We start from the raw sequence: 12,230 nt of genomic DNA on the forward strand, positions 1-12,230 counted from the left end.
ACCCAACTATTTTTGATCTTTTTTAAAACTTTTTCTTAACACTCTGATAACGCAAAACTTAGCTTTTCAAGTTTTTTATCTTTTATAAGAATTATCTGTAGCGTTTGTATTTATCCTAATTCTTTTATTTCCGAATACACCGTTTTTATGGACTTCACATCACAATACATTCTTTCCTGAGAACTTTACAATACATCTCATACTCTCTTATTTTCTGATTTTAATGACCTAGATGCCTTTTTTGGTCTTTTTCCACGAAGGAGCCAAGACACAAAGACTCTTTTCCTTCTTTCTTATTATACTATATAAGCAATACTTCTTTTGAAAACAGCTCCCCTAGCTCCGATGGGAGGAAAAATCCTTTTGTGGTGGGGTTCACCACAAAAGACTGGAAGGAACAGAGAGAAACAGCTTCTGATTAAAAAACCAATAGCGAAATTCAAATTCCAAATTCCAAATCTCAAATTGCTTCGACTGTTCGCTAGCAATCGGATCCAAATTCTAATTGCAAAGGGTTTCTCCCGAAGTCTCGATACATATACTCCGACAAAACCCCTCTTATATATAATAGTAATATTTCCTTCCTTATATATGTATAAAAAACAAACTTCGCCACGAATTAAATCCCTCTCTTATATATTATAGTATAAACATGTACTTATGTATTGTATGTATTTTAGTAATGCGCTATATTTGCATTCACAAAATTATAAACAATGATTAAGATTACTTTACCCGACGGGTCAATTAGAGAGTTTGCTTTAGGCGTAACTCCGATGGAGGTTGCTAAAAGCATTAGTGAAGGATTTGCAAGAAACGTGATTTCTGCGTCTTTTAATGGTACAACAATAGAAACCGAAACTCCATTGACGACCGACGGTAGTCTTATTTTATATACATGGAATGATGCGGAAGGTAAAAAAGCTTTTTGGCATTCGACTTCGCACGTAATGGCACAAGCTCTCGAGGAATTGTATCCGGGAATTAAATTAACTCTTGGACCTGCAATTGCTAATGGTTTTTATTACGATGTTGATTTTGAAGATCAAAAAATTGTTGAAGCTGATTTCAAAAAAATAGAAGATCGTGTTCTTGAGATTTCAAGAGAAAAACATGAATTTAAAATGCGCCCAGTTAGTAAGGCTGATGCATTAGAAATGTATAAAGACAACGTTTACAAGACTGAATTGATTTCGAATCTTGAAGACGGAACTATTACTTTTTGTGATCATGCAACTTTTACTGATTTATGTAGAGGTGGACATATTCCGAATACCGGAATTATCAAAGCTTTTAAAATCATGAGCGTTGCTGGTGCTTATTGGAGAGGTGATGAGAAAAACAAACAGTTAACTCGTGTTTACGGAACATCTTTCCCAAAACAAAAAGATTTAACTGAATATCTTGAACTTCTTGAAGAAGCAAAACGTCGTGATCACCGTAAATTAGGCAAAGAACTTGAATTATTTGCTTTCTCTCAGAAAGTTGGACAAGGCTTGCCATTATGGTTACCAAAAGGCGCTGCACTTAGAGACCGTTTAGAGCAATTTTTAAAGAAAGCACAAAAGAAAGCAGGATATGAGCAAGTAGTTACTCCACATATTGGACAGAAAGAGCTTTATGTAACGTCTGGTCACTATGCTAAATATGGTGCTGATAGTTTCCAACCTATAAACACTCCTGCTGAAGGCGAAGAGTTTTTGTTGAAACCGATGAACTGTCCTCACCACTGTGAGATCTATAACGTAAGACCTTGGTCATACAAAGATCTACCAAAGCGTTATGCTGAATTTGGTACTGTTTATAGATATGAGCAATCTGGTGAATTACACGGTTTAACTCGTGTGAGAGGTTTTACTCAGGATGATGCGCATATTTTCTGTACTCCGGAACAATTAGACGAAGAGTTTAAAAAAGTAATTGACTTAGTACTTTATGTATTTGGTTCTTTAGGATTTGAAAACTTTACAGCTCAGATTTCGTTGAGAGATCAGGAAAACAGAGAAAAATACATCGGTTCTGATGAAAATTGGGAGAAAGCTGAAAATGCGATTATCAATGCTGCAGCTGACAAAGGATTGAATACTGTAGTAGAATATGGCGAGGCTGCTTTTTACGGACCGAAGCTTGACTTTATGGTTAAAGATGCCCTGGGAAGACAATGGCAATTAGGAACTATTCAGGTGGATTACAACCTACCAGAGCGTTTTGAATTGACATACAAAGGTGCTGATAATGAATTACATCGCCCAGTAATGATTCACAGAGCTCCATTTGGATCGATGGAAAGATTTATAGCAATTTTACTAGAACACACTGCAGGAAATTTCCCACTTTGGCTAATGCCTGAGCAGGCTATAATCTTGTCTTTGAGCGAGAAATACGAAATTTATGCTAAAAAAGTTTTAGATTTGCTAGAAAATCACGAAATTCGCGCCCTAATTGACAACAGAAGTGAGACAATTGGTAAGAAAATTAGAGATGCAGAAATGCAAAAAATACCATTTATGCTGATTGTTGGTGAGGAGGAAGAGAAAAACGGAACAATTTCTATTCGTCGTCATGGTCAAGAAGGAAAAGGGAATATTACAGTTTCAATTGATGAATTTGTCGCAATTGTAGACGAAGAAATAAAAAAGACATTAAAAGTTTTTACAGTTTAACTTAAATTATAAAGTCATAGCAATAAGAAGCAACAGAGGTTATCAACCTCGAGTAGAAAAAAAGGATGCACACAGAATAAACAATAATATTCGTGGTGTACAAGAAGTAAGATTAGTAGGTGAAAACATCGAACCAGGTGTATTTAAGCTTGCTGAAGCTTTACGTTTAGCAGATCAATTCGAATTGGATTTGGTTGAAATCTCGCCAAATGCTGAGCCGCCGGTTTGTAAAATCATGGATTACAAGAAATTTGTTTACGAACAAAAGAAACGTGATAAGGTTTTGAAAGCTAAGTCTACGCAAGTTGTAGTAAAAGAAATTCGTTTTGGTCCTCAGACTGATGAGCATGACTACGAATTTAAAAGAAAGAATGCTGAAAAATTCTTAAAAGAAGGTGCTAAATTAAAAGCATTCGTATTCTTTAAAGGACGTTCTATTATCTATAAAGATCAAGGACAGATTTTATTACTACGTTTGGCTACGGATTTAGAAGAACATGGTAAAGTGGAAGCTATGCCAGTTTTGGAAGGAAAGAGAATGATTATGTTCATTGCTCCGAAGAAAAAGAAATAAGTTTTAAAGTCGAAAGTCTTAAAGTTAAAAGTCATAAACTGACTTTTAACTTTTGATTTTTAAACTTTATGACCAAGATATAAGTAAGTAAGAATAAATTAAAACACTAGGAAAAATGCCTAAAATGAAAACAAAATCTAGCGCCAAGAAACGTTTTAAAGTTACTGGTTCTGGAAAGATTAAAAGAAAGCATGCTTTTAAAAGTCACATCTTGACTAAAAAATCTAAAAAACGTAAATTAGCTTTGACTCACTCAGCGCTAGTTCACTCTACAGATATGAAAAGCATCAAACAACAATTAAGAATTATCTAATAATTCTTTAGGTTAAAAAATTATTTATATAACCTTGGAGTATGGCTTTTAAGTTCCTTTGATTCAATTCAGGACGCCTGCTACAAAAACACATTAAAATTATGCCAAGATCGGTAAATTCAGTTGCTAAAAGAGCAAGAAGAAAAAAAATAATGAAGCAAGCCAAAGGTTTCTTTGGTAGACGTAAAAACGTTTGGACAGTTGCTAAGAATGCAGTAGAGAAAGCAATGTGCTACGCTTACCGCGATAGAAAACAAAACAAAAGAAATTTCCGTGCATTATGGATTCAACGTATCAACGCTGGAGCTAGATTGGAAGGAATGTCTTATTCTCAATTCATGGGTAAAGTTAAAGCTAACGGAATCGAATTGAACCGTAAAGTTCTTGCAGATTTAGCTATGAACCACCCTGAAGCTTTCAAAGCAATACTTAATAAAGTAAAATAAACGTTTTATAAACTCAATTTAGATTACTTACTTATCATAGAAAAACCATTCGCAATGCGAGTGGTTTTTTGTTTTAAAGCAGTTTAGATTTTTTCATGTTTTACAAATTGAATTTTAAAAGTACATTTGTATTAATCAAAAAATCAAATGCAAGAAGCACTTTTTCGACATATCGAAAAATTCATCACTTTAGAACCTTCGGAGATCGATACTTTAGAATCATGCTTACAACTTTCAAGACTAAAAAAGAAAGAACATCTTTTGCAAGAAGGACAGATTTGTAATACTATGTATTTTGTCATCAAGGGCTGCATAAGACAGTATATCATAAACACTAAAGGAAGTGAACAAACGTTACAATTTGCTATTGAGAACTGGTGGATTACTGATTTATTTAGTTACCATAACCACACACCTTCCAACTTCTACATTCAGGCCGTAGAGAACTGCGAAATCATTGCAATAGAAAAGCCTACCTTGGAAGCTTTGTTAGTTGAAATTCCGAAACTGGAGCGCTATTTTAGAATCGTATCTCAAAAATCTTTTGGTGCCATGCAAATGCGAATTAAATTCTTATTCACGATGTCTGCAGAAGAAAGGTATCATCATTTCAACGATAACTTCCCTGAATTTGTACAGCGCGTTCCTCAATATATGCTTGCTTCCTATTTAGATTTTTCGGCTGAATTTATGAGTAAAATCAGAGCAGGAAAAGTATGATTTCAATTTCTTGAAGTAGTTCAAGTTTTTTAAAGCACATATACAGGAACTTTGTATCAAACTTTAAAAACACACAAAATGACACCAAGAATCGTTATCCCAACAGTTGCTCCACAAGCTTATCAGGCCATGATGAATTTAGAAAAATACATTTCTACAACTTCACTAACACCCGTACATAAAGAATTGATTAAAATTCGTGCTTCTCAAATAAATGGTTGCGCCTATTGTATTAATATGCATACGGCCGATGCCAGAAAGTATGGAGTAAGCGAACAAAGAATTTATTTATTAAGTGCCTGGCGCGAAGCTGATGTGTATACGGAAGAAGAAAAAGCTATTTTAGCCTTGACGGAAGAAGTTACTCTAATTAGCAATCATGTTTCTGATGAAGTTTACCAGAATGCCACGCGTCTGTTTGATGAAAAATACCTCGCAGAAATCATTATGATGATCATTACTATTAATGCCTGGAATAGAATAGGGATTACTACAGGAATGAGAGCCGTATAATTTTATAAAGATAAATTGTACAACATTCTAGCAAGCATAAGCCCTCTCACCAGAGGGCCTGTTTGTATCTACTTGTAAATGAGAAGGAGAAAATCCTAATTTTTGCAATAATTAAAAATACCGTATTTATACGTGTACGTGAGAATTAAAATTTTCTATTTTTGGCGCATGATTAAAAAAAGACCGCAAATAACTCTCTATATAACAGTAGTATTTCTTTTCTTATTTTCTTGTCAAAAAAAGAAAGAGGTCTCTATTGCTGCACCTACAAAAACTAAGGCGCAAGTTGAGACGTTAATTATTATTGCCGATAGGTTTTATGATAACAAAAACTTTGACAGTGCCTTCTATTACTACAATAAAGTAAAATCAGTCTGTAATCCTATAACTGATTCCGAAAATTATGTTAGTACTTTAAATAGAATAGCAGACATACAAGAAATAAAAGACGACTTTTCAGGAAGTGAAGCTACAATTACAGAAGCATTTCCTTATTTAAAATATGTCAAAAATCCAAAACATGCCTGGAATTCATATACAGGTTTAGGAGTAATTTATGTTAATCTAAATGAGTATAAATTAGCATTATTCTATTTTAATAAAGCATTATCTTTAAAAACAAGTGCATGGAGAAAAGCATCCGCTAAAAATAACATTGCTTTTGTTTATACCCTTCAAAATAGGCACGCGGAAGCTATAAAAATTTTTGATAATTTATTAAAAAGTGAAGGTGCAACAAAATTCACCGAAGATTATGCAGCAGCGTTAAACAATATAGGCTATTGTTATTTTAAAACTAACAATCCAAAAGCAATTTCATACCTAGACAAAGCTTTAAAATTAAGAATAAAGATTAAAGACGAGACTGGCCTTGGATCTAGCTATTATTACTTATCACAATATTATGATAAAATCAATCTTCCGGTGGCTAAAAAATATATGATTCTTGGTTACGAAAAATATACCAATGCAAATCAGGTAGATGGTAGATTAGCTGCTCTAAAATTATTAATAAACCATAGCAACAATAATGAACTGAAAAAATACTCGCTTCTATATATCAAAATAAACGATAGTATTACAGAGGTAAGACAAAGAGTAAAAAACCAATTTGCAAAAATTAAGTATGATTCTAAAAAAGAAAAAGAAGAGAATTTAAAATTAAAGGCTCATAAAGCTGAAAACGAATTACAACTTGAAAGACAGAAAAATAGAAATATCATTTCATATATATTAATTGCTTTAAGTCTCATTTTGATTGTCATTTTATATTTCTATCTTACTTCTAAAGGGAACAGAGAAAAAATTGAAGCTACTTATAAAAGTGAAACAAGAATAGCCAAGAAACTCCATGATGAACTTGCTAATGATATCTATCATACCATGGCCTTTGCTGAAAACAGAAATCTTTCTGTAGTCGAAAATAAAGAACAGTTATTAATTAATTTAGACGCTATATATTCAAGAACAAGAGATATTTCAAAAGAAAACAGTGCTGTGATAACCAATGAAAAATACACCTTCTATTTAAAAGAAATGATTTCCGGTTTCAACACTCCAAATATTAATCTTTTATTAAGCGACATAGAATCTGTTCCATGGAACGAAATAGAAAAAAACAAAAAGATTACCATCTATAGAATTTTACAAGAGTTACTTGTAAATATGAAAAAGCATAGTAATGCGACTTTAGTAGGTATCAATTTCAAAAAAACAGACAAAAGCGTTATCATAAATTATACTGATAATGGGAAAGGTATCGATATAAATAATATGATTTTCAAAAATGGCTTGTATAATGTCGAGAACCGTATCCTCAGCATAAAAGGAGAAATCGACATTGATACTGAGCCTAATAAAGGATTCAAAGTTTTTATTAAATTTCCTTTATAGATGAGAGAACAATACTTAATCTTTTCTCATAAAAAAAAATTAAGATACCTCATAATAATACTATCACTATTAATATTAGGGGGTCTATTCATGCATTTTTGTCAAAACAAGACGATAACTAAATCTAAACCAGATCTCACCGAAAAAATAAAAAGATTAACTGATAGTGCCGATATCTATTTTGACAATAATAAACAGGATAGTGCTCTTTACCTTTATACTAAAGTTAAACTACTATGCGACCCTAAAATAAATACCATAGATTACGTATATGCTTTATCATGTTTAGCGGAAATTCAGCAAGATCAATGTGATTACATTGCTAGTGAAGCAAGTGCAACAGAAGCTTTACCATATTTAAAAGAAATCAAAAATCCTCGTTATTCCTGGATTGTATACAATCTTCTAGGGATAAATTATACACACTCCTATGATAACAAAAATGCAATTTTATACTTCAAAAAAGCAATCAAATTAAAGACGAGTACATGGCGAAAAAGTCTTGCTATAAATAATTTAGTAGTTGTTTACATGGAGCAACACAAATACAGAGAAGCGGCAATTCTTCTTAACATTTTAGCATCTCAGAAGAGAATCTCCAGTTATGATGCCGCAAATAATAATGATCATGCTTATATCATAGACAATTTGGGTTTTTGTTATTTTAAACTCGGAGATTCAAAAAAAGCATTAGAATGCTACTTTGAAGGGTTGCAAATAAGATTACAATACAAAAACAACGACGGTTTATCGACTTCTTTAAAGCATCTGGCTTTATTTTTTCAAAAAACCAATCCAAAATTAGCAAAAGAATATGCTCAAAAAGCATATAACCATGCTTCACAAATAAATAATATAGGCGAAAAGATCAGCAGCTTATCAACGCTTATAGAAACAAGTACAGGAAGTGATTTAAAAAAATACTCAAACGAATATATTGCACTTACTGATAAACTACGCATTGCACAGAAAAAAACAAAAAAACAATTTTCTAATATTAAATATACCTTTAACAAAGACAGAGCAGAAAACTTACAACTTAAAGCTTTACGCACGGAAAACAAAATACAATTAGAAAGACAAAAAAACCGAGTTATCATTGCATATCTAATAATAGCATTTGTTTTAGGACTCATTTTATTCCTGTATTTTTATTTAACGTCAAGAGGAAGAAAAGAAAAAAACGAAGCTATTTTTAGTAGTGAAATACGCATATCAAAAAAATTACACGACGAATTAGCCAATGATGTTTATCAAACAATAGCTTTTGCCGAAACTAAGGATCTTGAAAAAGATGAAAACAAAGAAAAACTATTAAGCAACCTTGATACTATTTATTTCAGAACGAGAAATATATCGAAAGAAAATAGTAATATCTGCACAGATAAAAATTATCCACAGGCGGTAAAAGAAATGATCCTGGGGCATAAAGCATCTGAAATTAACATCTTGATAAATGGCTTCGAGACCATTCGTTGGAATGAAATTGAAAAGAATAAAAAAATAATTCTTTACAGGGTTTTGCAAGAGTTATTTGTGAATATGAAAAAACACAGTGAGGCAACATTAGCTAGTATTTCATTTACCATAAAGAATAAAAATTTACATGTTACTTACATAGATAATGGCGTGGGAATTAAAAATAACACATTAATTTTAAAAAATGGCCTTCAAAATGTGGAAAGCCGTATTAAAACTATAAATGGAACTATTATTTTTGGCAATAATTCACAAAAAGGTTTTAAAATAAGTTTCACTTTCCCCTTATAAAATATAATATGTTTAAAAAAGTTTTAGTAGCCGAAGATTTAGATAGTATAAGTATCGCTGTTATTCAAGTACTTGAAGACTTAAAAATACCAACAATACATCATGTAAAATACTGTGATGATGGCTTGTTACGAGTAAAAAAAGCACTTCTCGAAAACGCTCCTTATGATCTATTGATAACTGATTTATCTTTTAAATCAGACCATCGAAAAACAGCGTTATCAAGTGGAGACGAACTGATTGAAGCAATTAATGCAGTACAACCTTCTTTAAAAAAGATTGTATTTTCAATTGAAGACAAATCCTATAGAATCAAATCGTTGTTTAATGACTTGAAGATAAATGCTTACGTCTCTAAAGGGCGAAATAGTATTAATGAACTAAGAAAAGCGATTGAAGGAACTTTTAGGGGAGAAGAAAAAATTTTATCATCAGATTTATCATTTAGTTTTAATGATAAGGCATTGATTGAAATTGAGTCTTATGATATTTCAATTCTAAAGTTATTAGCCCAGGGATATATTTTAGAAAATATTGCAAGTGAATTTAAATCCTCTTCTATTACTCCTAATGGAACCAGTAGTATCGAAAAAAGAATTAATAAATTGAAAATATATTTTAAAGCGAATAACAATGTCCATTTAATTGCTATTGCCAAAGACTTTGGCTTAGTATAAATTTTATTCGTATTTACGGGTTTCCGTAAGGAAATGGTTTTTTATCCTTATAAATTTGTATTTGAATCTATTAACCGACCAATGAAACCTAAATACCAAATTAATTTTATCTCAAAAATTAATACAACCAAAAACAAGATCATCATGAAAACTATGTTATTATGTATTTTTCTTTCCGTAAGTTTTGCTTTCGTTTCTGAAAAATCCGGTTGGCTTGAAGTAGACTGGAAAATTATTTTTATTCCAGCACTTCTTGTCTTGCAAATCATTATTATCTCCACTGCTTTAAAAAACAGATACAAAAAACATTAAGAAGTTATTTTTCAATCTTAAACATCATTAGATATGAAAAGAACTTCTTAATTATACTGATCTGCATTCTTATTGTATTGCATTGGTATAGCTCACGAACAGAAAAAATGGTTCCAAAAAAAGCTGCCAAAGAGAAGAATCAAAATGATACCACAAAAAAAATAGTCTCAGAAGAAGATTTTAACTTAACCAGAATCTAAAAATTAAAGTAATTTGAAATATCCCTACATTTTTAAATTACTTATATTTGATTTTTAAAATTCTGCATGAAAAACATTTTAAGTTCCCTCCTTTTATTTTTTAGCGTTCTCTCTTTTTCACAAACTAAAATTATCTCTTGGAATATAGAAAATTTTGGAAAATCAAAATCCATTATTGAATTAAACTTTATTGCCAATACTATTCTCAATTACGATATAATTGCAATACAAGAGGTTGTTGCCGGCTATGGTGGTGGCCAAGCTATTGCAGAATTAAATAGAATATTGAATGAAAAAGGCTCAAAATGGGATTACATAATTAGTAATCCAACTAGCGGCAGCAGTTACAAAACGGAACGATACGCCTTTATTTGGAAAACAAAAAAGGCAAAATTAACAGGTAGTCCCTGGCTGGAAAAAAAATACCATCTGGAAATTGATCGCGAGCCTTATTTCGCAACTTTTGAAATTGATAACAAAACAATTACTTTAGTTAATTTCCATGCCATTACAAAAAATAAACAACCAGAAACCGAAATTAAATATTTTAAATTTCTACCAGCCGAATATCCTAACTTGAATTTACTTTTTATAGGAGATTTTAATTGCCCTCAATCACATTCTGTTTTCAATCCACTGAAAAAATCAGGATATGCTTCTGTTTTACAAAATCAAAAAACATCATTGAAGAAAAAATGCAAAAACAATTATTGTCTGGCATCAGAGTTTGACAATATATTTTTCAGAATAAATTCCCTTGATTATAAAAATTCCGGTGTGATACCTTTCTACAAAACTTTTAATTCCTTACAAGAAGCCCGAAAAATATCAGATCATATTCCGATTTGGTTCGAATTTTCGCTAAAGTAAATTATGTTTTAAGCTTTTTCTTCTTTGCTGCAGGAAATAATACATTATTTAAGATTAATCTATATCCTGGCGAATTTGGATGCAGATCTAAAACTGTTGGTGGATCTCCAACCTGATGCTGAAAATCTTCAGGATCGTGGCCTCCAAAAAAGGTAAACATCCCCTTCCCTTTTTCACCATGAATATATCTGGCTTCGCCATTAAGTTCGCAGGAACCCATTACCAATATATTTGATTTTATCAATGCTGAATCAAATGAAGTAGTTTGTCCCATAAATCCTTTCACCAATTGTGTATGATTTTGACATAACATACTAGGAATCGGATCCCATTTTGCAGAAAACTCCATTAAAGAAAAATAATCTTTTTCTACAGGAATTTTACGTTTCAAGGTCATATCAATATCTGAAAACTCATATTGCTCTGGCCTTCTTTCCAGTGTAAAATCCTTAAAAGCAAATGAATTTCCGAAATTTAATTTTGACTGATAGTTCGAATCACTCGCGTCACCATCAAACATTGCTTCACAAATATCAACCCCATCCGCTGCTAGAGCAATATCAAAACTGTCTGTTGCAGAACACATGGCAAACATAAACCCTCCTCCAATAACAAAATCCCTAATTTTTTTTGCAACAGCACCTTTTTCCTGAGAAACTTTCGTATAACCTAATTTTGCGGCTAAAGCTTCTGCATCTTTCTTCTGATCAATATACCAGGGTGTATTTTTATATGCTGCATAAAATTTGCCGTATTGTCCAGTAAAATCTTCATGATGTAGATGTAACCAATCATAAAGTAACAATTGATCACTTAAAACCTCTTCATCATATATTGGTGTAAAAGGAATTTCGGCGTAAGTTAGTACAAGTGTTACAGCATCATCCCAAGGTTGTTTTCCTTTTGGAGTATACACAGCAATTTTTGGTGCTTTCTCCAGAATAACGGATTCCATATTTTGAGACGGACTTGAAATTTCATTTAAAATAGAAGCTTCTTCACTATCGGAAAGTACCTCAAAGCTAACTCCACGAATTTGACATTCTTTGCGAATCTCCTCAGCATCTGGCAACAAAAACGATCCACCACGATAATTAAGCAACCAGCTAGCTTTATAATCCTTAGTTAAACACCAATATGTAATTCCATATGCTTTCAAGTGATTTTGCTGCGTAGTTTCATCCATTGGAAGTAAAATAAAGGAAGCTTTTGCTGTAAATGAAAGCAACAGTATGAAAATATAGACTAAACTCTTATACATTAGAAAATTATTTTAGTA

12 protein-coding genes are annotated in these 12,230 nt (G+C 31.9%); 11 read left to right on the forward strand and 1 reads right to left on the reverse strand.

From position 1 onward, the window contains the following. Positions 1–716 precede the first annotated feature (716 nt). The 11 genes from thrS to Q7C23_RS22680 all read left to right on the forward strand — a co-directional run bounded on the left by thrS (position 717) and on the right by Q7C23_RS22680 (position 10,951). Positions 717–2,663 carry a threonine--tRNA ligase gene (gene thrS / locus Q7C23_RS22630; RefSeq protein ID WP_375034629.1) on the forward strand — a complete coding sequence of 649 codons (1,947 nt, stop codon included), beginning with the start codon at positions 717–719 and terminating at the stop codon, positions 2,661–2,663. Positions 2,664–2,685: 22 nt separating this feature from the next. Then, positions 2,686–3,237: a translation initiation factor IF-3 gene (gene infC, locus Q7C23_RS22635; RefSeq protein WP_072974136.1), complete on the forward strand. Its 552-nt coding sequence runs from the start codon at positions 2,686–2,688 to the stop codon at positions 3,235–3,237. Between the two features lie 115 nt (positions 3,238–3,352). Next, positions 3,353–3,550 carry a 50S ribosomal protein L35 gene (gene rpmI, locus Q7C23_RS22640; RefSeq protein ID WP_007810722.1) on the forward strand — a complete coding sequence of 66 codons (198 nt, stop codon included), beginning with the start codon at positions 3,353–3,355 and terminating at the stop codon, positions 3,548–3,550. Positions 3,551–3,651: 101 nt separating this feature from the next. Continuing rightward, positions 3,652–3,996 (forward strand): 50S ribosomal protein L20, encoded by a 345-nt coding sequence (rplT, locus tag Q7C23_RS22645; RefSeq protein ID WP_007810721.1) that lies wholly within the window; start codon positions 3,652–3,654, stop codon positions 3,994–3,996. Positions 3,997–4,143: 147 nt separating this feature from the next. Continuing rightward, positions 4,144–4,716 (forward strand): Crp/Fnr family transcriptional regulator, encoded by a 573-nt coding sequence (locus Q7C23_RS22650; RefSeq protein WP_375034630.1) that lies wholly within the window; start codon positions 4,144–4,146, stop codon positions 4,714–4,716. 78 nt (positions 4,717–4,794) lie between these two features. Next, on the forward strand, positions 4,795–5,229 hold the full coding sequence (locus Q7C23_RS22655) for a carboxymuconolactone decarboxylase family protein (RefSeq protein WP_375034631.1): 435 nt from the start codon (positions 4,795–4,797) through the stop codon (positions 5,227–5,229). Positions 5,230–5,397: 168 nt separating this feature from the next. Next, positions 5,398–7,122, forward strand: coding sequence for a tetratricopeptide repeat protein (locus tag Q7C23_RS22660; protein ID WP_375034632.1), 1,725 nt, complete (start codon positions 5,398–5,400; stop codon positions 7,120–7,122). Then, positions 7,123–8,892 (forward strand): ATP-binding protein, encoded by a 1,770-nt coding sequence (locus Q7C23_RS22665; protein ID WP_375034633.1) that lies wholly within the window; start codon positions 7,123–7,125, stop codon positions 8,890–8,892. A gap of 8 nt (positions 8,893–8,900) precedes the next feature. Further along, entirely contained in the window at positions 8,901–9,569 is a 669-nt protein-coding gene (locus tag Q7C23_RS22670) for a response regulator (RefSeq protein WP_375034634.1), read from the forward strand. A 144-nt stretch (positions 9,570–9,713) separates the two neighbouring features. Further along, positions 9,714–9,881 (forward strand): hypothetical protein, encoded by a 168-nt coding sequence (locus Q7C23_RS22675; protein WP_157849277.1) that lies wholly within the window; start codon positions 9,714–9,716, stop codon positions 9,879–9,881. 266 nt (positions 9,882–10,147) lie between these two features. Beyond that, positions 10,148–10,951 (forward strand): endonuclease/exonuclease/phosphatase family protein, encoded by an 804-nt coding sequence (locus Q7C23_RS22680; protein WP_375034635.1) that lies wholly within the window; start codon positions 10,148–10,150, stop codon positions 10,949–10,951. A 1-nt stretch (position 10,952) separates the two neighbouring features. Here Q7C23_RS22680 and Q7C23_RS22685 read toward each other — a convergent pair whose 3' ends face one another. Beyond that, positions 10,953–12,212, reverse strand: coding sequence for an asparagine synthetase B (locus Q7C23_RS22685; protein ID WP_375034636.1), 1,260 nt, complete (start codon positions 12,210–12,212; stop codon positions 10,953–10,955). Between the last annotated feature and the right edge of the window lie 18 nt (positions 12,213–12,230).

This window comes from Flavobacterium sp. LAR06 (genome assembly GCF_041946075.1).
In the GTDB taxonomy this organism is placed as follows: Bacteria; Bacteroidota; Bacteroidia; order Flavobacteriales; family Flavobacteriaceae; genus Flavobacterium.